The sequence below is a fragment of the Microbispora cellulosiformans genome (assembly GCF_008728085.1).
Taxonomy (GTDB): domain Bacteria; phylum Actinomycetota; class Actinomycetes; order Streptosporangiales; family Streptosporangiaceae; genus Microbispora; species Microbispora amethystogenes.
Genome location: NZ_VYTZ01000023.1, coordinates 26,985 through 50,176, shown reverse-complemented (window position 1 = coordinate 50,176; position 23,192 = coordinate 26,985). Strand labels below are relative to the sequence as shown.

Sequence of the window (23,192 nt, the reverse complement as noted above, 5' to 3'; positions counted from 1 at the left end):
GGGATTGGCCGGTCCGGTCTCGGAAGAGGCGATGACCACCGTCCTGCGGGCCCGGGGACTGGGCAGGAAGTACGGCAGGCGATGGGCGCTGAGAGACTGCACCCTCGACATCCCGGGCGGGCACGTCGTCGGGCTGGTGGGCCCCAACGGGGCGGGCAAGACCACGCTGCTGAAGCTGGCAGGCGGGCAGCTTCCGCCGACCGCGGGAGACATCACCGTCCTCGGCGGCCGTCCGGCCGGCGGGGCGGCGCAGCTGGCCAGGATCGGGTTCGTCGCCCAGGACACCCCCGTCTACGCGGGGCTGAGCGTCGCCGACCACCTGCGGCTGGGAGCTGGGCTCAACCCCCGCTGGGACGCCGCTCTCGCACGAGAACGCGTCGAACGGCTCGGCCTCGATCCCGCGCACCGGGCGGGCAGGCTGTCGGGAGGCCAGCGGGCCCAGCTCGCCCTCACCCTGGGCCTGGCCAAGCGCCCCGAGCTGCTGATCCTGGACGAGCCGGTCGCCGCGCTGGACCCCCTGGCCCGCCGCGAGTTCCTGCAGGGCCTCATGGAGGCCGTCGCCGAGCACGAGTTCAGCGTGGTGCTGTCCTCCCACCTCGTCTCCGACCTGGAACGGACATGTGACTACCTGATCGTGCTGGTCGACTCACGCGTCCAGCTCGCGGGACAGGTGGACGACCTGCTGGCCACGCATCACCGGCTCACCGGCCCGCGACGCGACCCCGACCGGCTCCCGGCCGGCCAGCACGTCGTCTCCGCCAGCCACACCGACCGGCAGAGCACGTTCGTCATCCGCACCGAGGACCCGATCCACGACCCCGCCTGGACCGTCAGCCGGCTCACCCTGGAAGACCTCGTCCTGGCCTACATGGAAGGGCCGGCTCCCGCCAAGGGGCGCCCGGTCCTGGAGGTGCGGCGATGATCTGGCTGACCTGGCGCCAGTTCCGCGGCGCGGCCACGACGACAGGCGCCGCACTGGTCGTGCTCGCCGTCGCCCTGGCGCTGACCGGGCCGGAACTGGCCTCCGACTACTCCGCCGGTATCACCGCCTGCACGCGGGACGGCGGCTGCGGGCAGTTCTTCGACCGGTTCTTCGACGACTACCAGGCACCTTTCCAGGCCGCCACCGTCATCGTCCTGCTCCTACCGGCCCTGGCCGGTCTCTTCTGGGGGGCGCCGCTGATCACCCGTGAACTGGAGGCCGGCACCCACCTGCTGGTGTGGAACCAGAGCATCACCCGCACCCGCTGGCTGGCCGTCAAACTCACGGTCGTCGGCGGGGCCGCCGTGGCCGCGGCCGGGCTGTGCAGTCTCGCGGTGACCTGGTGGTCCGCTCCTCTGGACAAGTCCGCCGCGCCGGGCTTCACGCTCATGGATCCCCTGGTGTTCGGCGCACGCGGCATCGTCCCCATGGCCTACGCGGCATTCGCGTTCGCCCTTGGCGTGACCGCCGGGCTGGTCGTCGGGCGTACCCTGCCCGCCATGGCCGTCACCCTGGCCGTCTTCGCGGCGGTCCAGATCGTCATGCCGTTGACGGTCCGGCCCCACCTCCTCCCTCCGGTCAGCGCCTCCTTCGAGCTCGGCCCGGAGAACGTGGACTCGTTCGGCAAGTCCAGCGACAGGGAGTTTCCGGAGGTGATCCTGGATTCGGCGATACCGGGCCACACGGGCGCCTGGGTGCTGTCCAGCCGCCTCACCGATCCGTCCGGGCACGTGGTGGGCGGCGACGGCGCCCCCGCCACCGTTCACGTGTCCGTGACGTCGGGGCCGTGCGCACCGTCGCAGCAGGCTCAGGAGGCGGAACGGGGCATGGACAGCTGTCTCGCGGAGATCAACCGGCTGGGCTACCGGCAGAAGGCCACCTACCAGCCGTTCGAGCGATTCTGGCCGTTGCAGTGGATCGAGACCGGCGCCTACGCCCTGCTCACCCTCGCCCTCACGGCGCTCTGTTTCCAGTGGATCCGGAGGCGCCCGTGACGGCCGCCCGGGCGCTGGCGGCCGGCGTGCTTCTCCTCCTTACGGTCGCCTGCGCGGCACAGACCCCGCCGCGCACCGAGCCCGGCGCCGCGGCCTCCGGCGGTCCGGCCGTATGCGCCGAGCCCCGGGGCAATCCACCGCCGGAGACGCCCACCACGATCGACGTCGTCGAGCAGGTGTACTTCTGCATCCTCGCCGGCTACTACAGCGGGGCGAAGCTGGACGACCGCTCACTGCTGACCGCGGGATTCGCGGCCTTCGTCCAGGAGCTCAACCGCAGCGGGCGCGACTCGCCCGAGGCCGGCGTGCCGGCGTTCACGGGTGACCGCAAGGCCGACTGGACCGCGTTCGAGGCGGTCTACCGACGGGTCACCGACCGGCTGCCGGACGACGTGCAGCTTCGGGAACGGCTGGCCGAGGCCACCCTCCAGGCCGTCGTCGCCGCTCTGGGCGACGACCACGCCCGCTGGGAACACGGAGGCCGGCGCCCGCCGGACTTCTACGACGGCGACCAGTACGGCCTGGGCCTGCGGGCCAGCGCCGGACCCCAGGTGAACGTCACCCCCGGAGCCGCCCTGCCCCCGTTGTTCGTCACCGCCGTCCTGGGCGGACCGGCGAAGGCCGCGGGGCTGCACCCGGGCGACGTCATCGAGTCCGTCAACGGATCGGCGCCCTTCGTCGGCCAGGCGGTCACCCCGGCCGCCGTCGCCGCGCTGTACCCGCGATACCCCGAAGACGGGCCGGTACGGCTCCGCCTGCTGCGGCAGAAGACCGGCCGGCGCTGGACCGTGACGCTGAAGCCGGGTCTCTTCCGGCCCGATCCGGCCACGACGCAGGTGGTGACGTCCGGATTGCTGGGGAACGGCGTCGCCTACGTACGGCTGAGCGCCTTCGCGCCCGATGTCGCGGGCCGGGCGTTCAGGGCGATCTCCAGGATGAGGGCCGGCCACCCGCTCACCGGTGTCGTGCTGGACGTGCGCGGCAACGGCGGCGGCAGTCCCGACGAGGCGAACAGGCTGCTGGGCGGGTTCGCCCACGGCAAGGTCACCGCGTACCAGTGCGCGGTGGACGGCAGGTGCGAGGCCATGAGGACCGACGACAGCGTCGCGCTGCTCGGCCTGCCGCTGGTGGTGCTCACCGACCGCGGCTGCGCCTCGGCCTGCGAGCACTTCAGCTCCGCCGTCAAGGACCTCCGTCTCGGCCGGCTGGTCGGGACGCGGACCGCGGGCGCCGTCTCCGGCCCGGCGCGGGCGTACCTCCTCAAGAACAACACCCTTCTGTCGTTCCCGGCGACGCGTCACCTGGCCCCCGGCCGCGAGGTGATCGACCGGGTCGGCGTCGCACCCGACTACCACGTGCCGCCGTCCCCCGCGGACGCCGCCGCTGGGCGCGACCCCGCTCTGGACAAGGCCCTGGCCCTGCTGCACGGGTGACGCGCTCGTCTCCCGCCATGTCCTGAAAGGACGGATGCTTCATGAGTCATGCCGTCAGATCGGCGCCGGTCCCACGCGGCCGCCTGACAGCCGCCGGACTGGTCGTCCTCTCCGTGGCCGGTTGCTCCACGCCCGCCCTCCCCCGCTCCCTTCCGGCCGCCGCGTCCGCCGGTCCGTCGCCCACCGGCGTTCCGGCCATGCCCGCGCCCACCGGCGGCGGGGCCGTCGGGAGCACCGTGCTGTATCTGAAGGACACCTCCCGCTCCGACCCGTGGGTGCCGGAGGTGAAGGCCAGGGAACTCATGGTCACCCTGTGGTACCCGGCGCGGGCGGGCGGGGGACGGCGGGCCCCGTACATGACCGCGAAGGAGTCGGAGCTCCTCCTGAAGGGCAAGAAGGCGACCGGCGTGCCGTACGACCTGCTGAGCAGGACACGCACCAACGCCTATGAGGACGCGAAACCGGCGGGGCGCCGGGGCCGTCTGCCCCTGGTGGTGCTCTCTCCGGGTTTCACCACGCCCCGCGCCACGCTCACGGCGCTGGCCGAGGAGCTGGCCTCCGACGGGTACGTGGTGGCCGGCGTCGACCACACGTACGAGGACTACGGGACGACCTTCCCGGACGGACGCGTCGCCGACTGCGTCGCCTGCGAGAGCGACAGCGACCCCGGCTTCGGCACGAGGGTGGTGGGGATCCGGGCGGCGGACGTCTCCTTCGTGCTCGACCGGCTCACCGGGCGCGGCGCGAAGTGGGAGGGCTCCGCGCTGATCGACGCCTCCAGGATCGCGATGGTCGGCCATTCCATCGGCGGTGCCGGCGCCCTGGCGGCCATGGTGAAGGACCGCCGGATACGCGGCGGGATCGACATGGACGGCACGACGTACGCCCGGATCCCGAAGGGCGGGCTGTCGCGGCCGTTCATGTTCATCGGCGCGGCGGCCCACACGCCCGGCGGCCGCGACAACTCCTGGGACCGCGACTGGAAGCTCCTGACCGGCTGGAAGCGCTGGGCCGTGCTGCCCGGCGCGGACCACCAGTCCTTCACGGACCTGCCGCTACTGGCGGATGCCCTCGGCCTCGGGAACCGGGAGGACGTCCGGGGGAAACTGTCCGTGGCCCGCTCGGTCGAGATCACCCGCGCGTACGTCCGCGCCTTCCTCGACCTGCACCTGCGCGGCAAGCCCCAACCTCTCCTGGACAAGCCCTCGGCACGCTACCCCGAGGTCGAGCTCTGCGCCCCGGGCACCAAGGTCTGCGGGTAGGCGGACGCGACCCGGGTTCCGTCCTCAGCCGGAACCGCTCCCTTATCGCGCCTCCTCCGTGATCCAGACGGCGGTGTCGCCGGGAAGCAGGTCTCCTCCGTTCCGCTGACCGAGAGGGCCGCTGGCCAGCACCACCGAGCCCCGGGCCGGGAACGGCACCGGCTCCGCGCCGAGGTTCACCACGCAGACCAGGCCGGAGTCGCGGCGGAAGGCGATCACGTCGTGCCCGGCCGGCAGCCAGGTCATCGTGCCGTCCCCGAGCAGCTCACGCCGCAGGCGCAGGGCGGAGCGGTACAGGCACAGCATGGAGCCGGGGTCGCGCTGCTGGGCCTCGACGGTGAGGTCGCGCCATCCGGCCGGCTGGGGCAGCCACGGCTCGCCCGTGCCGTAACCGAACGGAGGTTCGGTGCCCGACCACGGCAGCGGCACGCGGCAGCCGTCGCGCCCCGGATCGGTGTGACCCGACCGGGCCCAGATCGGGTCCTCGCGCAGGTCGTCCGGGATGTCCTCGACCTCCCACAGGCCGAGCTCCTCCCCCTGGTAGACGTAGACGCTGCCCGGCAGTGCCATGGCCAGCAGGGCGGCCGCCCGCGCCCGCCGCCTGCCCAACTCACGGTCGGACGGCATGCCGTGCTTGCGGTCGGCGTGGTCGAACGAGGTGTCCCGCCTGCCGTACCGCGTGACCGGGCGGGTCACGTCGTGGTTGGAGAGCACCCACGTCGCGGGAGCGCCGATCGGCACGTGCGTGGCCAGCGTCAGGTCGATGCTGCGGCGCAGGGCGGCCGGCTCCCAGGGGCACGACAGGAAGTCGAAGTTGAACGCCGTGTGCATCTCGTCCGGGCGCAGGTAGAGGGCGAACCGCTCCTGGTCGGGCAGCCACACCTCCCCGATCAGGACCCGGCCGCCGTACGCGTCGCTGAGCCGCCGCCACTCGCGGTAGATCTCGTGGACGTCGTCGTGGTCGGTGTACGACTCCTCCACGCTGTCGAGGTCCTTGACCAGGACGGCCGCCGAGTCGATGCGGACGCCGTCCACGCCCCGGTCGAACCAGAAGCGCAGCACGTCGAGGAACTCCTGACGCACGTCCGGGTTGTTCCAGTTGAAGTCGGGCTGTTCGGGGGCGAACAGGTGGAGATACCACTCGCCGTCCGGCACCCGGGTCCAGGCCGGGCCGCCGAAGATCGACTGCCAGCCGTTCGGCGGGCCGTCTCCGACGCCGGGACGGAACCAGAACCGCTCCCGGGCCGCCGAACCGGGACCGGCCGCCAGGGCCTCCCGGAACCAGGCGTGCCGGTCGGAGGCGTGGTTGGGGACGACGTCCACGATCGTGCGGATGCCCAGGTCGTGGGCTTCCGCGATGAGCTTCTCCGCCTCGGCGAGGGTGCCGAAGACCGGCTCGATGGCCCGGTAGTCGGCGACGTCGTAGCCGCCGTCGGCCATGGGCGAGGGATACCACGGGTTCAGCCAGACGGCGTCGACGCCGAGGTCGGCGAGGTAGGGCAGGCGTGACCGCAGCCCCGCCAGGTCGCCCGTGCCGTCGCCGTTCCCGTCGGCGAAGCTCCGCAGGTAGACCTGGTAGATCGCGGCCCCGCGCCACCATTCGGGGGTCGGGGTGGTGCCGGGCATGCTGGATACAACTCCTTGTGGATGACGGCGGCTCACCGGTGACGGCTGCGGAATGCCTCTCAGCCCTTGAGGCCGCCGGCGGTGAGACCGGCCATGATGTGCCGCTGGAACAGGAAGAAGACGACGATGGTGGGCAGGCTCGCGATCACCAGGGAGGCCGTGAGCGCGTTCTGCGGCATGGTCTGCGACAGCGAGTTGATCGCCACGCTGATCGTCGTCTTCTCGGTGTCGGGCAGCGCCAGCAGCGGCCAGACGAAGTCGCGCCAGACGTTGACCACCGTGAAGATCGACACCACACCGAGGATCGGCCTGGAGATCGGCAGGACGATCGACCAGAGGATCCGCGCCGGGGAGGCGCCGTCCATCTCCGCGGCCTCCAGAAGCTCGCGGGGGATCGAGTCGAAGAACCGTTTGAGCAGGAAGACGTTGAACCCGTTCGCGGCGGCCGGCAGCCAGATCGCCCACGGCGTGTTCAGCAGGTTGACGTGCAGGATCGGCAGGTCGAGCACGGTGACGTAGGTCGGCAGCAGCAGCACCATCGGAGGGATCATGAGCGTGGCCAGCATGCCGCCGAGGATCACCCGGCCGAGCACGGGCCGCAGCTTCGACAGCGCGTAGGCCGCGGTGACGTCCACCGCCATCGTGAAGATCCAGGCTCCCGCGGCGTACAGGACCGTGTTCCCGAGCAGCCGGCCGAGGTCGAGAAGCTCCCACGCCTCCCGGTAGGTGTCCCAGTTGAGGCCGTCCGCCGGGAAGAGCGTCGGCGGGATCTGGTCGAGCTCCTGCGGTGACTTCAGCGCGCCGGTGATCATCCAGTACAACGGGAAGACGAACACCAGCGTGAACGTGACCAGCGTCGTGGCCAGGACGATCCAGTAGATCACCCGGCCGCGCCCCCTGCTCAGCCGGTGCGGGGAGACGAGCGTGCGGACCTGGGGGGTGGCGTCGGGCATCAGGGGTGGTCCTCCCGGGCGACGCGCAGGTAGACGACCGAGAACACCATCAAGACGATCATCAGCATCAGCCCGAGCGCGCCGCCCCCGCCGAAGTTCCCGAAGTTGAAGGCGTACTGGTACATCAGGTAGGCGACGGTCACGGTCGCGTTCTCCGGGCCGCCCCCGGTGAGCATGAACGGCTCGATGAACACCTGCATGGTCGCGATGACCTGCAACAGCAGCATGACGAGCAGGATGAGCCGGGTCTGCGGAATCGTGACGTGCCACAGGCGCCGGAGGATCCCCGCGCCGTCGAGCTCGGCCGCCTCGTACAGCTCGCCGGGGATCGTCTGCAGCGCGGCGAGGTAGATCAGCGTGCCGCTGCCGAGGTTCATCCAGGTCGACACGATGACCAGGGACACCAGGGCCGTGCCGGACGAGTCGAGCCAGCTCAGCGGCGGGACGCCGAAGAACCCGAGGATCTGGTTGAACAGCCCGGCCCCGGGGTCGTAGAACCACTTGAACAGCAGGACCGACACGGCCGGCGGCAGCATGACCGGCAGGTAGACCACGAACCGCAGGTACGCGCGGGCGTGCCGGAGCTCGTTGAGCACGATCGCGGACGCGAACGGCACGAGGTAGCCGATCACCAGCGCGAGCAGGGTGAACACGGCCGTGTTGCGCCAGGCCGGCCAGAACGCCGAGTCGGCGAAGACGGCCCTGAAGTTGTCGAACCCCACCCAGACCGGGTCGCTGACGAAGTTGTTCTTCTGGAAGCTGAGGAAGACCTCCCGGATCATGGGATACCAGGAGAAGAACGCGAAGCAGATCAACGCTCCGCACAGGAAGCCGTACGCGGTCAGGTTGCGCTGTACGTCACGCTTCGTGGCGACGTTCATGTGGTGTCACTTTCGGGGTCTCTCCCGGTCGGGGGGCGGACGTGGGAGACGGGGTGCCGGTGGGGTCCCGGCACCCCGGACGGGTCAGCCCGCCCTGGCGAGCAGGTCGTTCACCTTCTTCTCCGCGTCCGCCAGGAGCTCGTCGACGTTCGCGTCCTGCCGGGTGAGCACCGCCGACATGGGGGTGTCGAGGATCTGGTAGATCTGCTGGGTCATCGGGGGCTCCAGCTTGAGCGGGATGGCCCCCGATCCTTCCGCGTACGCGCCGTAGTTCGCCAGCGGCAGCGTGGCGTACTGCTTACGCAGGTCGAGCAGCGTGCGTCCCGAGGGGCTGTCTCCCCAGGGGTTGTTGTCGGGGAGGCCGACGGCCCGCCCCCTGGCCTTCTGCCGCTCGTAGTCGAACTGGCCCCGGCCCGGCGCCAGCATGTAGTAGTCCAGCCAAGCGATGCCGGCTCTGATCTGCTCGGGCGTGTCCTTGACGTTGAACATGTAGCCGTCACCGCCGCCCAGGGTCGCCTTGGCCTCGGGGAACGCCGCGAGGCCGAAGTCCTCGTACTTGGCGTGCCGGTTGTCGTGCAACTCGGTGATGACGTCGGGGGCGCCGAGGATCATGCCCATCTTGCCGGCGCCCATCAGGCGCATGAGGTCGTCCCACTGGTAGAGCTGCTTGGTGCCCATACTGTCGTCGGTCCAGCGCATGTCCTTGAGGTTCTGCAGGACCGCCCTGCCCTCGGGGGTGTTGAACGCGGCCCGCCTGCCGTCGGGGGTCACCACGTCTCCCCCGCGGCCATAGATCTCCTGGGTGAAGTGCCAGCCGCCGGTGTTGCCCGCGCTGTACTCGCCGTACCCGACGTAGCCGGGCCCGAGCGCGGCGATCTTCTTGGCCGCCTCGCGGATCTCGGCCCAGGTCTTCGGCGGGTTGTCCGGGTCGAGCCCCGCCCGGGTGAACAGCGTGCGGTTGTAGACGAGCCCGACCTTGTACGTCGTCCTGGGCAGGCCATAGATCCGGCCGTTCACGGTGAAGGCCCGCATGACGCTGGGGTCGATGTCCTTGAACGTCTTGACGTCCTTGACGTAGTCGGTGATGTCGGCGGCCTGACCGGCCTTGATAGCCGGCTGCACGTCGCCGACGTAGCCGTAGAAGACGTCCTCCATCTGGCCGCCGGCCAGCTTGGCGTCGTACGTCTTCACGTCGTGGCAGGGGAAGCCGTCCTTGCTGTCGATCTTGATGCCGGGGTGCAGCTTCTGGAACGCCGCGACGTCCTCGTTCCACTCGTCCCGCTGCACGGGGTTGGTCTTCGGCGGCTGGCAGCCCACCGAGATCGTCACCTTCGCTCCGCCGGGCGCCCCGCCGGCCTTGTCACCACTGTCGCCGTCGCCGGAGCCGCACGCGGCGGCCGCCGCCAGGGCGAGTCCCGAGACCAGCAGTGTCGAGAGCTTCTGGGATTTCATCCTCGTTCCCTTCTGGAACCGCGCGCCACGACCCGTCGGAGCACACGGCTCGGGGCCGACTGGAGCGCCCCGATCCGCTCGGTTGCGAGAAACATACAGAGGCGTGCAGGACTGAGCAATAGTCCGTCATTAACTCTGCAAAAAAGTGACAGTGAGTCCTAGAGTGCACGTACGGGCGCCGTGGAGGCCCGCACGACCAGCTCGGGCTCGAACAACAGCTCGTCGCCCGGCACCACGGCCGCGTCGATCTGGGCCACCAGCAGCTCGACGGCGGCCCGGCCCATCGCGTCGATGGGCTGGCGGACGGTGGTCAGCGGCGGGTCCACGCAGCTCATCAGTGCCGAGTCGTCGTATCCGATGACGGAGACGTCACCGGGCACCGACAGACCGGCCCGGCGGGCCGCCCTGATCGCGCCGAGGGCGAGCACGTCGCTGGCGCAGACGATCCCGGTCACGCCGCGGGCGACCATGCGCGCCGCGGCGGCGTGCCCGCCTTCCAGCGAGAACATCGTGTGCTCGACGTGGTCCGCGTCGAGTTCGAGGCCGGCCTCGGCGGCGTGCGCCCGGAACGCGGCCAGCTTGCGCCGGGACGGCACGTGGTCGGGCGGGCCGAGGAGCATGGCGACCCGCCGGTGCCCGAGCGCCGTGAGATGGGCCAGCGCGATCCGCGCCGCGGCGACGTCGTCGCACGAGACCTGGGGGAACCCGAGGTGGTCGACCGCCGCGTTGACGAGCACGGCGGGCAGCTTCCGGTCCAGCACCCTGCGGTAGTGGCCGTGCGAGGCGTCCGCCTGGGCGTACGCGCCCCCCGCGAAGACCATCCCGGACACGTGCTGCTGGAGCAGGAGGTCGACGTAGTCGGCCTCGGAGACGCCGCCGACGGTTCTGGTGCACAGCACGGAGGTGAACCCCTGCTGGGCCAGGGCGCCCCCGACGACCTCGGCGAACGCCGGGAAGATGGGATTTTGCAACTCGGGCAGGACCAGGCCGACCAACCGGCCCCGCTCCCCGCGCAACTGCGTCGGCCGCTCGTACCCCAGCACGTCGAGGGCCGTCAGCACCGCCTCCCGGGTGGCCTCCGAGACCCCGGCCTTGCCGTTCAGGACGCGACTCACGGTCGCCTCGCTCACGCCCACCTTCTTGGCAACTTCCGCAAGCCGTCGTGTCATGAACGCAACTGTACGACAATCTACGCAAGAATTTGCGCGCGCTTGCCTTCAGACCCTTCAGGCGACGGGGACGCCGGCCCGCCCGGTGGAGGAGCGGACGACCAGCTCCGGTTCGAACAACAGCTCTCCCGTCGCGACGGCGGTGCCCTCGATCTGGCTCACCAGCAGCTCCACCGCCGCCCGGCCCATCGCCTCGATCGGCTGACGCACCGTCGTCAGCGGCGGGTCGACGCAGGTCATCAGCGCGGAGTCGTCGTATCCGACGACGGACACGTCCTCCGGCACGCGTCTGCCCGCGCGCCGGGCGGCGCGGATCGCGCCGAGAGCCAGCGGGTCGCTGCCGCAGACGATGCCGGTGACCTCCTGCCGCACCAGCTTCAGGGCCGCCGCGTGGCCGCCCTCCAGCGAGTGCATCGTGTGCTCGACCAGCTCGCCGCCCAGCGCGCGGTACGCCTCCAGCTTGCGCGCGGACGGCATGTGGTCGGCGGGGCCCACGATCAGGCCGATCCGCTGGTGGCCCAGGGCGCGCAGGTGACCGAGCGCCTGCTCCACCGCGATCGCGTCGTCGCAGGAGACGCGGGGGAAGTCCCAGTGCTCGGCGGCGGCGTTGACCAGCACGGTGGGCAGCCGGCGCTCGACGAGCCGCAGGTAGTGCTCGTGGACGACGCCGGTCTGCGTGTAGAGGCCTCCGGCGAACACGACCCCCGACACGTGCTGTTGCAGCAGGAGGTCGACGTAGTCGGCCTCGGAGATCCCGCCGACGGTTCTGGTGCACAGCACCGGCGTGAACCCCTGCTGGGCCAGGGCGCCCCCGACGACCTCGGCGAACGCCGGGAAGATGGGGTTCTGCAGCTCGGGCAGGACCAGGCCGACCAACCGGCCCCGCTCCCCGCGCAACTGCGTCGGCCGCTCGTACCCCAGCACGTCGAGGGCCGTCAGCACCGCCTCCCGGGTGGCCTCCGAGACCCCGGCCTTGCCGTTCAGGACGCGACTCACCGTGGCCTCGCTGACCCCGACCTTCTTCGCAACCTCCGCAAGCCGCCGCGTCATGGCGGCAAGCATACGACGCGTACCGGCGCTGCAAGCGGCTTGTAAGCGGGGTGAAAGAGGCCGTCCGTAGCGTCCGGCGCGTTGCAGATCACTCAGGAAGGCGTCATGAACATCCTCAGGAACAGCCTCGCCGTCGCCGCGGCGTCCACCCTTCTCGCCCTGACCGCCGCCTGCGGCAGCGGCCAGACGGCCGTCTGCGAGGAGGCGATCAAGGCGTTCACCGACTACAGCTCCAAGGCCGCCGCCGCGGCCGGGGACGTCAAGGGCCTCAACACCGCGACCGCCGACCTGGCCGCCCAGCTCAAGGACCTGTCCGGCAAGGCCGACGGCGACGTGAAGGTGGCGCTCGCGGGCATGGCCGACTCGTGGGGCTCCTTCAAGATCGACCTGAAGGACCCGGCCGCCGCGGCCAAGCTGAGCGAGTTCGGCCAGAAGGCCACCCAGGCGACCCAGGAGCTCGGGAGCGCCTGCTCCTGATCCGGGTCACCCCCATGGACCCCCGGCCGGCCCCGGCGACACGGGCGAGGCACGCGGTGTGGCGCACCACCGCCGCCGTCCCCGTCGCACGGGCCGGCCGGGCCCCGGCCAGTCAGTATTCGAGTCCCCAGTCGTGCGCGCCGAGGAGGTAGGCGTCTCCCTTGGGGACCAGCCTGCCGCCCTCCACCAGCGAGCCGAGGCACCGCCGTACGTCGTCCTCGCCGAGAGCGGTCATCTCGGCGACCTGCGCGACGGTCGCGGACCGCTCGTCCACGTTCAGCGCGGCGACGGCCTCGTAGACCGCCAGTTCGGTCCCCGACATCTCCTGGGCGTCTCCCAGGCTCTCCTCCTCACGCACTGCGCTGCCTCGCCCCCTCCCGCAGCCGCTCCGGATCGACCTGCCGGTCCGGGTAGCGTGCGAGGTACTCCCCCTCCAGCTCCTGCGTCCGGGAGGTGTGGCGCTCCAGCGCGTCGTCGGACCCGTGGAAGAACGTCTCGCTCCGGGTCTCGTGCAGATGGCGCAGCTCGCGGAGCAGATCCTCGTCGCCCAGGTCCCGGGGGTCGACTCCCATCGTCATCACCCTTCTCCTCACACCTCTGTCGGCTTTTCCCAGCGCTCGTCCGGCTTCCCGTCGTCCGGCTTCGCGTTCGGCGGGTCCGTTTCGGACGGCATCCACTCGCCTGCGATGTCCGGCTCGTCCGCGTCGATATCGATATAACGACCGTCTTCTGTTCGCATGCCAGGTCTCCTGCCCGGTGAGGCGACCCCCATACCGGCCCGGGCGCAAAGGCCGGAAGCGGGCTCAGGACAGGGCCGCCGGCGGAGCCGGGCAGTCGGTCCGCCCCCTCCTCCCGTACGGCGCGCTCCCCCTTATCTCACGAAAGGGAACCAGGCAATCGCATTCGCCATATTGCGGAGCCGAATTGCAAAGTGCAGGATGAACGCAGTCTTACATCGGCCTCGATTCCCCGACGGCAGGCGGGTGCACAGGGAGTTATCACGGGATGACAATTCTCAACCTCTCGGGGAGAATCGCGATCTCACGCCCCTTCTCGGGAGACCCCTCCCGGGTGCGGGCCGCCCGGAGGTTCGTGGCCGCCCGCCTCGGCGACGGCCACCCCTGCCGGGACGACGCGGTGCAGCTGATCGGCGAGCTGATCGCCGAGTCCCTGCGGCACGCCGACTCCTGCGGCCGGCCGCCGGGCTACGGCGTGTCGGTCCTGGCCACTCCCGGAGCCGCCCGGGTCACGCTGTCCACGCAGGGCTGCGGTTGCTGGACGTCTCCCAACCTCACGCCGGGGCGCGGCGTCCACCTGGTGGACCTGTTCACCCGGCACTGGGGCGTGTCGGCCAGCCGCGCCGGAGTCTGCGTGTGGTTCGAGCTCGGGCACGACGGCGTGGTTCCCCCGCCCGGAGGTGTGGGAAACGAAGGCGCCTGGACGGTCTGAGGTGAATTTCTCGCCCGATATCGGGTAGTCGGGCGCCATATCTTCCGAAGAAGGGGACGATATGGCGCAGATAAGCACCGACATTCCCGCGCGACTGGATCGGCTCCCCTGGGCTCGCTGGCACTGGCTCGTGCTCATCGGCCTCGGCACCGTCTGGATTCTCGACGGGCTCGAAGTGACGATCGTCGGGGTCATCGGCCCGCGTATCACCGACCCGAGCAGCGGGCTGGGGCTCAGCGACAGCGAGGTCGGCGTCGCCGCCGGCGTGTACGTCGCGGGAGCCTGCCTGGGCGCACTCTTCTTCGGCCACCTGACGGACCGGTTCGGGCGCAAGAAGCTCTTCCTGGTGACGCTCGCCCTCTACCTCGCCGCCACCGTGGCCACCGCGTTCGCCCACGACGCCTGGTACTTCTACTTGTGCCGGTTCTTCACCGGCGCCGGCATCGGAGGCGAGTACGCCGCGATCAACTCGGCGATCGACGAGCTCATCCCGGCCCGCGTGCGCGGCACGGTCGACCTGGTGGTGAACGGCTCCTTCTGGCTGGGCACGGCGCTCGGCGCCCTCATCGCGATCCCGGCGCTCGACACGAGCCTGCTGTCGGCGGGGCTCGGCTGGCGTCTGCTGTTCGGGCTGGGCGCCGTCCTCGGCGTGGCCATCCTGCTGGTCCGCCGTACGGTGCCGGAGAGCCCACGCTGGCTGTTCATCCACGGCCGGGAACGGGAGGCCGAGGAGATCGTCGGCGAGATCGAGACGAAGGTCCGCGACGAGAGCGGGAAGACACTCGAACCCGCGCACGGGGAGATCAGGATCACCCAGCGGGAGCGCACCCCGCTGACGGAGGTGGCGGCGACGCTGCTGCGGCGCTACCCCAAGCGCACGGTGGTCGGCCTGTCGCTGTTCATCGGTCAGGCGTTCCTCTACAACTCGATCTTCTTCACGTACGCGCTGGTGCTGTCGACCTTCTTCAAGGTGCCGGACGGCAGCACGCCGTGGTATCTCATCCCGATCGCGATCGGGAACTTCCTCGGCCCGGTCCTGCTCGGCCGGTTCTTCGACACCATCGGCCGCCGCACGATGATCGCGGGCAGCTACGTGCTGTCCGGCCTGCTCCTGCTCGGCACCGCCGCGCTGTTCGACGCGCAGGTGCTCTCTCCGGTGACCCTCACGATCTGCTGGATGGTGGTGTTCTTCTTCGCCTCGGCCGGGGCGAGCAGCGCCTACCTGACGGTCTCGGAGATCTTCCCGATGGAGACCAGGGCCCTCGCCATCGCGCTGTTCTACGCGGTCGGCACCGGGCTCGGCGGCATCATCGGGCCGGTGCTGTTCGGCCGCCTGGTGGAGAGCGAGAGTGTGGGCAACGTCGTCGTCGGCTACGTCATCGGCGCCGTACTGATGATCGCGGCGGGGCTGGTGCAGTGGTTCATGGGCGTGGAGGCCGCGCGGCGCTCGCTGGAGGACATCGCCGCTCCCCTCAGCTCGGAGCAGCACCAGATGGCCTGACCGCCCGACCGGCGCAGAGGCGTCGGGTTCGAGTCCGCCGGAGGCACGCTCCGGATCTTCGGCACAGGCACCTGTCTCACGGCAGGTGCCTGTTTCCGTTCACGCCCCCTCCGTCCTGGATACTTGGGAAACCGTGGAGCCGATCTCACGCACTGGAGGGCCGCCCGTGAGGCTTGGAGTCGTCTTCGACCGCGACCTTCCGCCGGAGTCGCTTCCCCGGTTCGCCGGGGAGCTCGACGGCACCGCGGTCTCCGACCTGTGGGTGGTGGAGGACCTCGGCTGGACGGGCGCGATCTCCTCGGCGGCGACGGCGCTGGCCGCGACCGAACGCCTGCGCGTGGGCATCGGCATCACCCCGGCGCCCCTGCGCAATCCGATGCTGCTGGCGATGGAGCTGGCCAACCTGGCCCGCCTCCATCCCGGGCGGCTGGCCGCCGGGATCGGGCACGGAGTGCAGGAGTGGATGCGTCAGGTGGGCGCCGCCGCCTCGTCACCGCTGTCGCTGCTGGAGGAGACGATCACGTCCGTACGGGCGCTGCTGCGCGGCGAGACCGTCACCGTGCACGGGCGCGAGGTGAGCCTGGACGCCGTGCGCCTCGTCCATCCGCCGGCCGAGCCGCCGCCCGTCCTCGCCGGAGTGGTGAGTCCCCGCTCGCTGGCCCTGTCGGGGCGGGTGGCCCAGGGCACGATCCTCCCCGAGGGGCTCGGCCCGGAACGTCTGCCGCCGGTCATCGAGCGCATCGGCGCGACCGGTGATCACGAGGTCGTGGCGTTCGTCTACCTCTGCGTCGGCGACGACGCCCGCGAGATCATGCGTCCCGCGGCGGAGCAGCAAGCGGCGTTCCTGCGGGTGGCGCCGGAGGAGGTCGCGATGGCGGTGGGTTCCCCGCAGGAGGCGTCCGCGCACGTCAGGGCATTGTGGCAGGCGGGCGTGACCACGGTCGCCGTCCGTCCCGTGGGCGCCGACCCGCTCTCCCACGTTCACAGGCTTCTGTCCGCCCTCTGATCCGCGAGCCGGGGGGCGCTGCGCCGGGACGCGGGCGATCGGGCAGAGTTGAGGCGTGGACGTCCCGACCCTCCGACCCCCTCGGCACCGCGTGAGCCGCACCGCCATCTGGTATTGGGCCGCGCGGGCCGCCTTCGGCTGGCTCATCCTCCTCGCGGCCCAGGTGATCTGGCTGGTGGCCGACACGGCAGGCATGCCGCTCTCCGTACACGTGACCGGCCTCGCGGCGACCGCCGTCGTCGCGGCGGCACACGTCACGGTCATGCCGCAGTGGCGTTACCGGGTGCACCGCTGGGAGGCCACGCCGGCGGCGGTCTTCACGCAGTCGGGCTGGTTCCGGCAGGAGTGGCGCATCGCCCCGGTCTCGCGGATCCAGACGGTGGACAGCGAGCGCGGCCCGCTGGAGCAGCTTTTCCGCCTCGCCAACGTCACCGTCACCACGGCCTCGGCCGCCGGTCCCATCAAGGTCGGCGGCCTCGACCGGGACACGGCCCAGCGCCTGGTCGCCGAACTCACCGCCAACGCCCAGGCGACGGCGGGCGACGCGACGTGAGCGGTCCCGTGAGCGGCCCGGCCGAGACCGGCTGGCGGCGGCTCAGCCCGCGGATGCTGCTGGTCCACCCCGTCCAGGAGGTCGTACGGGCCGCCCCGGCCCTGCTCGGCCTGCTGGTGGCGGGAACGAGCAGCGGCGGGAAGGGTCACCTGTGGAGCGCCGCGGGCGTCGGCCTGACGGTCCTGTTCGGCATGCTCCGCTGGTTCACCACGACGTACCGGATCTCCCCCGAGCAGGTGCAGGTCAGGCGCGGGCTGCTGAACCGGAAGGTGCTGACCGTGCCCCGCGACCGGGTCCGCACGGTCGACGTCACCTCCCACGTGCTGCACCGCGTGCTCGGCCTCGCCCGGGTGGAGGTGGGAACGGGCACCTCCGACCGCAGGCACGACAGCCGGCTCAAGCTCGACGCGCTCAGCGCCGACGAGGCCGCCCGCCTGCGCGTGGAACTGCTGCACCGCTCCCCCGCCGCACAGTCTCCCGCGGCGTCTCCGGTGCCGCCGCCCGCCGGGAGCATGGCGGCCGGGGAGACCGAACTCGCGCGGATGCGGCCCGGGTGGGTCAGGTTCGGGCCGTTCACCATGTCCGGGCTGGTCACCGTGGGCGTCGTCGGGGGCTTCGTGTCCCGCCTGGTCTCGGAGGGGAACATCGACCTCGACCGGGTGGGGCCGGTCCGGGAGACCTGGCGGTGGTTCAGCGCGATGTCGCTGGCGCTGGAGATCGCGACGGTGCTGCTCGCGCTCATGGTGTTCGTGGGCGTCGCGTCCACGCTTGGTTACGTCCTGGCGTACGGGAACTTCCGGCTGACCCGGCACGCCGAGGGCACCCTTCACGTGACCCGGGGCCTGCTGACCAGGCGGGCCACCACCATCGAGGAACGGCGGCTGCGGGGGGTCGAGATCGACGAGCCGCTGCTGCTGCGGGCCGTACGCGGCGCCCGGCTGTCCGCCGTGACGACCGGCCTGCGCTCGAAGGAGGGCGGCCAGCGCGGCGGCTCGACGCTGCTGCCGCCCGCTCCCCGCGCGGAGGCCGTCGCGGTGGCCGGGCTCGTGCTGTCCCACACGCCTGGCGCCACCGGCGGCCCTGCGCCGGTCACCGGGCCTGACACCGGGCCTGACACTGGGCCTCTCACCTCGCCCCTCACCGTGCCCCTCATCCCGCACGGGCCGGCCGCGCTGCGCCGCCGGTTCACCCGCGCGTTCGGCGTGCACGCGCCGATCCTGCTCGCGCTGCTCCTGTTGTGGGTGCTGGGCGAGCCGCCCTTGTGGCCCTGGCTCACCGCCGCCGCCCTGCTGCCGGTGACGGCGCTGCTCGCCGCCGACCGTTACCGGTCCCTCGGGCACGCCCTGACCTCGGGATACCTGGTGACCCGATGGGGCTCGCTCGTCCGCCGCCGGGTCGTGCTGCGGTGCGACGGCGTGATCGGCTGGACCGTCGAGCGATCGTTCTTCCAGCGGCGGGCGGGCCTCGCCACGCTGACGGCGACCACCGCGGCGGGCGCGCAGAGCTACCAGGTGCGCGACGTCGATCTCGCCGAGGCGCTGCGCCTGGCCGCCGCGGGCACCCCCGGCCTGCTCGACCCGTTCCTCGAACCCGCCGGTTCCGTCAGCCAATAGCATGTGATGTCGCAATAAGACCGATATGACCTGATACGACCGGTAAGACATCAGGAGTGGGATGAGCCGCTACGGCCAGATGTTCGGCCCCGACATCACCTTCCTCGGGGTCGAGCGGTGCGACCTCGACGACCCGGCCGGCTACGCGGGAGCCGACGTCGTGATCCTGGGCGCGCCGTTCGACGGCGGCACCTCACACCGCCCGGGGGCCCGCTTCGGCCCGAACGCCATCCGCCAGACGTGCTATCTCCCCCACGACGGCTCGCGCCCGAGCCTGGCGCTGCGCGTGGACGCCCTCAAGGACCTGCGGGTGCTGGACGCCGGAGACGTGGAGACCTACGCCGGCGACATCGAGGGCAGCCTGCGCGCGATCGAGGACGCCGTCGCCCGCATCGCGGCCTCCGGGGCCGTTCCCGTCGTCCTCGGCGGCGACCACACGATCGCCCTGCCCGACGCGACCGGCGTGGCGCGGCACCACGGCTTCGGGCGCGCCTCCATGATCCACTTCGACGCGCACGCGGACACCGGCGACATCGAGTTCGGCCACCTGCACGGCCACGGTCAGCCGATGCGGCGGCTGATCGAGTCGGGCGCGATCCGGGGCGACCGCTTCCTGCAGATCGGCCTGCGCGGCTACTGGCCCGGCCCGGAGATCCTCGACTGGATGGCCGGTCAGCGGATGCGGTCGTACGAGATGACCGAGATCGTCGCCCGAGGGCTCGACGAGTGCCTCACCGAGGCGTACGCCATCGCGCTGGACGGCTGCGACGGTGTCTACCTGTCGGTCGACGTGGACGTCTGCGACCCGGGCCACGCGCCGGGCACCGGCACCCCCGAGCCGGGCGGCCTGTCGGCCCGCCAGCTTCTCGACGCCGTCCGGAGGACCTGTTACGAACTGCCCGTCGTCGGGCTGGAGATCGTCGAGGTGGCCCCGCCGTACGACCACGCGGACATCACGGCCTACCTCGGCAACCGGGTCGTCCTGGAGGCGCTGTCGGCGATCGCCCGGCGCCGCAGGGACGCCGCCGAGGGCACCCGCTGGGATCCCGCTCAGCCTCTCCTCGACGGCCGCTGACCCCACACGGTCCGGCCGCACGGTCCCGGCCTAGTCGCAGGTTTTCCGCTCGACGTCACACAGCCGGACTTCGGGGTGGCGCGTTGACGGCTTGTCCAGCAGGGGCTGGGGCCTGTGGCGCAGGTGCAGGTCGAAGAAGGCCGCGACGTGGCTGCGGGTGATCTCCACGGCGCGGGCCCCGGGCAGGCCGGGATTGCGGTAGATGCCGAGTTGCTCCACCAGCAGCGCGGTGTCGGTGAAGGAGACATGCTCTGCCCCTGTCACCACGAGCCAGCGCTTCCATCCCGTCAGATGGGCCCAGTCGCGGTCCCATGTGGTGTCCTTGCCTCCCGGGCTGTGCATGGCCCGCGTGCCCAGGAAGAGGAACGGCCGGGACAGTCCGCTGTCCGGGATCGGAGCGAATGTGGTGCCGTCCATGTCGATCCCGGCACGTATGCGGGTGTCCTGCAGCATGGCGGCGATGGTGCTCGCGCCTCCCGCCGAGTGCCCGGCCATCGCGACGCGGGAGCGGGCGATCAGTGAGGCGCCCTTCCATCTGGGGTGCGTCCCGATCAGTTCGTCGAGCACGAAGGAGACGTCGGCCGCCCGGCTCCGGCCCACCGTGTTCCAGAACTCCTGGCTCTTGCCCGCCTCACATGCGACGCAGGTGGTGACCCGGCCGTCGGGGAAGGTCGTGGCCAGGCTCTCGTAGGTGTGGTCGATGCCGGCCACCACATAGCCCCTGCTCGCCAGTTCCTCGGCGAGCGCGGTCAGCGAGCTGCGGGGTTCGGTGAAGCCCGGGGAGAGCACCACCAGGGGCAGACTGTGTTCACGACCGGCCGGCGCGGCGTCGACGAGGGCGTTGGCCCGCGTTCTGCTCAACGCGTCGTACGGCACGCCGGTGATCTCTCCGCCTTTCAGGATGAGCTCCGACTCCTTGGCCGTCATGTACGGGGCGCGGTTCCCCCTACGGGTTTTCGCCGGGTACCACAGGGAGACCATCAGCTCCCTCGCCTTCACGCCGGGGACCCAGGGATCGGTGCGGGAGCCGTCCTTGAGGTAGAGGGACGTGGTGCCGACCGGCCGGGATCCGGTCGGTTCCGGGAGCCGGGGCCTGCCGATCCCGGCGGACGGAAGACCGGGGACGGATGCGGTGGAACCGGGCGACGCGTTGGGCGGCGTGGCGCCGTACACGACCGAACCCGACACGGAGGCGCACGATGCGGCGGCCGCGAAGGCGATCAGAGCCGCGACGGTGGTGGCGCCTCGGCTGATCCGGCGGAGCGGCGGCGACGCACCTGCACCGGCGTCTGCACCGTCGCCTGCACCGTGTACTGAGGCGGGGCTTGGCATGCTCTCCATCGCGTGATCCATGACCTGTCCTTCCGGGTGGGGGGCCGCCTCGACGGAGCTCGTGCGGCCGGTGGCGGCAACGACGCTAGGAGCCGGGCAGGCCCGTCCGCGTCGGCTGCCCTGCCGATATCGACCCCATCCCGGGGAGGAACCCTCCGCGTGGTCGTCCTTCCGATGTACTTCTTGCGGAGGTCGGATCCGGTCACTGAGGCTGACGCGGGACGTGCCGCGCGATCAGGACAATGAGACAGTGAGCGAACGACGTGGATGGTGGCAGTTCACGCTGGACGTGCCGCGCCCCGTGCGGAAACCCACCCGGCTTTCGCGCCGGTCGCTCCTCGCTGACCTGCTGCTCGCGATCGCCTTGACCATTGCGGCCGTGGCCGCGACGGCGGGCGCCACAGACGGCACTCATCGTGTCGACGAGCAGCCGCACTCCCTGTCGGAGCCCCTGCGACTGCGGCCCTCTCCACCGCCGCGAGGCGGCGATGTACCGCCTGACCGCTGGGGACGGCCTGTCATCGCCCCCGACGACGGCCAGGAGGATTCCGGCCCGCTTCCGCTCCTGGTGGTTCTGACGGCTCTGCCGCTGGCGGTGCGACGGCTGTACCCACTGATCACCTTCTGGGCGGTGCTGGCCGCGGCGTTGGCCACCCACGACGACGCGACGTGGATCACCGTGCTGACGTTCGCCATCGCCGGGTACGGGGCCGTGGTCCACAGCCCGCACCGTGCGCCGGCCATGGGGGGACTCGTCCTCGCTGCCGTGCTGGCAGGAGCCGCCTTCCGGGACTCCGTCCCGGCGTTGCCAAGCTGGCTGGGGCCGTTCGTGGTGCTGATGAGCGCCGGAGTCGCCGCCGCTTTCGTCCGATCCTGGCGGCGACAACTCGACGCCGGCCGCCGTCGAGTCACGGAACTACTGCGCGCACAGGAGGAGGCCAGGCGCGAGGCCGTCCGGGAAGAGCGCTCCCGGATCGCCGGCGAACTGCACGATGTCGTCACCCACAATGTGAACGTGATGGTGATCCAGGCCGGCGCGGCACGCGCGGTGATGGACACGGCTCCGGTTCAGTCGAAGCAGGCCCTGCTGGCGGTCGAAGCCGGCGGCCGGGCCGCCATGGCGGAACTACGCAACGTCATGGGGCTGCTGGCCGGGCCGGAGAGCGAGCGGGCGGGCGACAGTGCGGACGGGCTCGAACCGCAACCGGGACTCGACCAGCTCGACTCCTTGATCGAACGGGTTCGCGCAGCCGGAGTGCCGGTCAGCGTCGAGATCTCCCCGCCGCCCCGCCCACTGCCGCCCGGGGTGGAACTGGCCGTCTATCGCGTCGTCCAGGAGGCCCTGACCAACACGATCAAGCACGCGGTCGGCGCGGCGGCGTCCGTCGCCATCGGCCACCTAGGCGGCTGGCTGGAGATCGAGATCACCGACACCGGCGGCAGGCGGACGGCCGGCGCGGGAGACGGCCAGGGCCGGGGCCTGATCGGGCTGCGGGAGCGGCTCGCCCTCTACGGCGGCACCCTGGAGGCCGGACCGCGGAGCGACGGCGGCTATCGGATCAAGGCGCGGTTTCCGTGGGCCACTTCGTGAACGGGCCGATGCGCGTGGTCATCGCCGACGATCAAGCGCTGGTTCGCAGCGGGTTCGGGATGATCCTCGCCGCCGACGGCATCGAGGTGACGGCCGAGGCGGCCGATGGAGCGGAAGCGGTCGCCGCCGTCCGGCGTACTCGGCCGGACGTCGTGCTGATGGACATCCGGATGCCGCGGATGGACGGGCTCGAAGCCACCCGGCAGATCATGGCTGCCGACCCGGGCGAGACTCGCGTTCTCATTCTGACCACCTACGACCTCGACCACTACGTCTACGCCGCGCTCACCGCAGGGGCCAGTGGCTTCCTGCTCAAGGACGTCACACCCGAGCACCTGGTGGCCGCGGTGCGTCTGGTGCGCGCAGGCGACGCCCTGCTCGCACCGACGATCACCCGCCGTCTGGTCGAGCGGTTCGCCCGCCGCGACGAGGCCGGGACAGCCGTGCACGGGGATCTGTCGGAGCTGACACCCCGGGAGCTGGAGGTGTTGCGCCTGCTCGCCACCGGGCTGAGCAACGCCGAGCTCGCCGACCGGCTGAGCCTCAGCCCGACGACGGTGAAGACTCATGTCGCGCGGATTCTGTCCAAGCTCGGCCTCAGGGACCGGGTGCAGGCGGTCGTGCTCGCCTACGAAACCGGGTTGGTCACCCCGGGCTCGCTCGCCGACCGGCCACCGGGGAGTACGCCTGCCTGAGCCGCCCGCACCGTTATGTCCTACCGCAGGTCAGCGGTGTCCACTGCATCGACTCCGCAGGGGAAAGGGAAAGCTCCACCTGACATTTCCACACATC

23 protein-coding genes are annotated in these 23,192 nt (G+C 71.3%); 13 read left to right on the top strand and 10 right to left on the bottom strand.

What is annotated here, in order from left to right; genetic code table 11:
• The first annotated feature begins 31 nt into the window (after positions 1 to 31).
• The 4 genes from F5972_RS35260 to F5972_RS35245 are packed head-to-tail and all read left to right on the top strand — an operon-like array spanning position 32 to position 4,672.
• A complete protein-coding gene (locus F5972_RS35260) occupies positions 32 to 922 on the top strand; it encodes an ABC transporter ATP-binding protein (RefSeq protein ID WP_150940301.1) in 891 nt (296 codons plus the stop codon).
• Positions 919 to 1,977: an ABC transporter permease gene (locus F5972_RS35255; protein WP_150940237.1), complete on the top strand. Its 1,059-nt coding sequence runs from the start codon at positions 919 to 921 to the stop codon at positions 1,975 to 1,977. Before F5972_RS35260 ends, F5972_RS35255 begins: the two co-directional genes overlap by 4 nt.
• Positions 1,974 to 3,410 carry a S41 family peptidase gene (locus F5972_RS35250; protein ID WP_150940235.1) on the top strand — a complete coding sequence of 479 codons (1,437 nt, stop codon included), beginning with the start codon at positions 1,974 to 1,976 and terminating at the stop codon, positions 3,408 to 3,410. The genes F5972_RS35255 and F5972_RS35250 overlap by 4 nt, the downstream gene beginning before the upstream one ends.
• A gap of 41 nt (positions 3,411 to 3,451) precedes the next feature.
• Positions 3,452 to 4,672: an alpha/beta hydrolase family protein gene (locus F5972_RS35245; RefSeq protein ID WP_150940232.1), complete on the top strand. Its 1,221-nt coding sequence runs from the start codon at positions 3,452 to 3,454 to the stop codon at positions 4,670 to 4,672.
• Positions 4,673 to 4,714: 42 nt separating this feature from the next.
• Here the strand turns inward: F5972_RS35245 and F5972_RS35240 are convergent, their stop codons facing one another.
• From F5972_RS35240 to F5972_RS35215, 6 genes are all read right to left on the bottom strand, one after another.
• Positions 4,715 to 6,298 carry a glycoside hydrolase family 13 protein gene (locus F5972_RS35240; RefSeq protein WP_150940230.1) on the bottom strand — a complete coding sequence of 528 codons (1,584 nt, stop codon included), beginning with the start codon at positions 6,296 to 6,298 and terminating at the stop codon, positions 4,715 to 4,717.
• A gap of 59 nt (positions 6,299 to 6,357) precedes the next feature.
• The gene (locus tag F5972_RS35235; protein ID WP_150940228.1) at positions 6,358 to 7,251 is read right to left on the bottom strand and encodes a carbohydrate ABC transporter permease; all 894 of its coding nucleotides are present in this window, start codon (positions 7,249 to 7,251) and stop codon (positions 6,358 to 6,360) included.
• Positions 7,251 to 8,132: a carbohydrate ABC transporter permease gene (locus F5972_RS35230; protein ID WP_150940227.1), complete on the bottom strand. Its 882-nt coding sequence runs from the start codon at positions 8,130 to 8,132 to the stop codon at positions 7,251 to 7,253. Before F5972_RS35230 ends, F5972_RS35235 begins: the two co-directional genes overlap by 1 nt.
• Positions 8,133 to 8,216: 84 nt before the next feature.
• Positions 8,217 to 9,584: an ABC transporter substrate-binding protein gene (locus tag F5972_RS35225; RefSeq protein WP_150940225.1), complete on the bottom strand. Its 1,368-nt coding sequence runs from the start codon at positions 9,582 to 9,584 to the stop codon at positions 8,217 to 8,219.
• A gap of 158 nt (positions 9,585 to 9,742) precedes the next feature.
• The gene (locus F5972_RS35220; RefSeq protein ID WP_150940223.1) at positions 9,743 to 10,753 is read right to left on the bottom strand and encodes a LacI family DNA-binding transcriptional regulator; all 1,011 of its coding nucleotides are present in this window, start codon (positions 10,751 to 10,753) and stop codon (positions 9,743 to 9,745) included.
• A gap of 57 nt (positions 10,754 to 10,810) precedes the next feature.
• Positions 10,811 to 11,803 (bottom strand): LacI family DNA-binding transcriptional regulator, encoded by a 993-nt coding sequence (locus tag F5972_RS35215; RefSeq protein WP_150940221.1) that lies wholly within the window; start codon positions 11,801 to 11,803, stop codon positions 10,811 to 10,813.
• A 105-nt stretch (positions 11,804 to 11,908) separates the two neighbouring features.
• Between F5972_RS35215 and F5972_RS35210 the strand changes: the two genes are divergently transcribed.
• The gene (locus F5972_RS35210; RefSeq protein ID WP_150940220.1) at positions 11,909 to 12,280 is read left to right on the top strand and encodes a hypothetical protein; all 372 of its coding nucleotides are present in this window, start codon (positions 11,909 to 11,911) and stop codon (positions 12,278 to 12,280) included.
• 112 nt (positions 12,281 to 12,392) lie between these two features.
• On the opposite strand, the gene F5972_RS35205 is transcribed toward F5972_RS35210, so the two are convergent.
• From F5972_RS35205 to F5972_RS37675, 3 genes are read right to left on the bottom strand one after another with little or no spacing between them, the layout of a single operon-like run.
• Positions 12,393 to 12,638 (bottom strand): hypothetical protein, encoded by a 246-nt coding sequence (locus F5972_RS35205; protein ID WP_150940218.1) that lies wholly within the window; start codon positions 12,636 to 12,638, stop codon positions 12,393 to 12,395.
• On the bottom strand, positions 12,631 to 12,858 hold the full coding sequence (locus F5972_RS35200; RefSeq protein WP_150940216.1) for a DUF6158 family protein: 228 nt from the start codon (positions 12,856 to 12,858) through the stop codon (positions 12,631 to 12,633). Before F5972_RS35200 ends, F5972_RS35205 begins: the two co-directional genes overlap by 8 nt.
• Positions 12,859 to 12,869: 11 nt before the next feature.
• Positions 12,870 to 13,019, bottom strand: a complete 150-nt coding sequence (locus tag F5972_RS37675; RefSeq protein WP_191910474.1) for a hypothetical protein — start codon at positions 13,017 to 13,019, stop codon at positions 12,870 to 12,872.
• A gap of 266 nt (positions 13,020 to 13,285) precedes the next feature.
• On the opposite strand from F5972_RS37675, the gene F5972_RS35195 reads away from it, so the two are divergent.
• The 6 genes from F5972_RS35195 (at position 13,286) to speB (ending at position 19,477) form a co-directional block, all read left to right on the top strand.
• Positions 13,286 to 13,729 (top strand): ATP-binding protein, encoded by a 444-nt coding sequence (locus F5972_RS35195; RefSeq protein ID WP_150940213.1) that lies wholly within the window; start codon positions 13,286 to 13,288, stop codon positions 13,727 to 13,729.
• 61 nt (positions 13,730 to 13,790) lie between these two features.
• Complete coding sequence (locus F5972_RS35190) at positions 13,791 to 15,230, top strand: MFS transporter (protein ID WP_191910473.1); 1,440 nt, start codon at positions 13,791 to 13,793, stop codon at positions 15,228 to 15,230.
• A gap of 166 nt (positions 15,231 to 15,396) precedes the next feature.
• Entirely contained in the window at positions 15,397 to 16,236 is an 840-nt protein-coding gene (locus F5972_RS35185) for an LLM class flavin-dependent oxidoreductase (RefSeq protein WP_150940211.1), read from the top strand.
• A gap of 91 nt (positions 16,237 to 16,327) precedes the next feature.
• Positions 16,328 to 16,789, top strand: coding sequence for a PH domain-containing protein (locus F5972_RS35180; RefSeq protein WP_225312187.1), 462 nt, complete (start codon positions 16,328 to 16,330; stop codon positions 16,787 to 16,789).
• Positions 16,786 to 18,402, top strand: coding sequence for a PH domain-containing protein (locus F5972_RS35175; RefSeq protein ID WP_225312186.1), 1,617 nt, complete (start codon positions 16,786 to 16,788; stop codon positions 18,400 to 18,402). The genes F5972_RS35180 and F5972_RS35175 overlap by 4 nt, the downstream gene beginning before the upstream one ends.
• 61 nt (positions 18,403 to 18,463) lie before the next feature.
• Positions 18,464 to 19,477 carry an agmatinase gene (speB, locus tag F5972_RS35170; protein ID WP_150940207.1) on the top strand — a complete coding sequence of 338 codons (1,014 nt, stop codon included), beginning with the start codon at positions 18,464 to 18,466 and terminating at the stop codon, positions 19,475 to 19,477.
• 30 nt (positions 19,478 to 19,507) lie between these two features.
• On the opposite strand, the gene F5972_RS35165 is transcribed toward speB, so the two are convergent.
• Complete coding sequence (locus F5972_RS35165; RefSeq protein WP_225312185.1) at positions 19,508 to 20,665, bottom strand: alpha/beta hydrolase family protein; 1,158 nt, start codon at positions 20,663 to 20,665, stop codon at positions 19,508 to 19,510.
• Positions 20,666 to 21,059: 394 nt separating this feature from the next.
• Between F5972_RS35165 and F5972_RS35160 the strand changes: the two genes are divergently transcribed.
• A complete protein-coding gene (locus F5972_RS35160) occupies positions 21,060 to 22,400 on the top strand; it encodes a sensor histidine kinase (RefSeq protein ID WP_225312184.1) in 1,341 nt (446 codons plus the stop codon).
• A gap of 8 nt (positions 22,401 to 22,408) precedes the next feature.
• Complete coding sequence (locus F5972_RS35155) at positions 22,409 to 23,095, top strand: response regulator (protein WP_150940293.1); 687 nt, start codon at positions 22,409 to 22,411, stop codon at positions 23,093 to 23,095.
• The last annotated feature ends 97 nt before the right edge of the window (positions 23,096 to 23,192 follow it).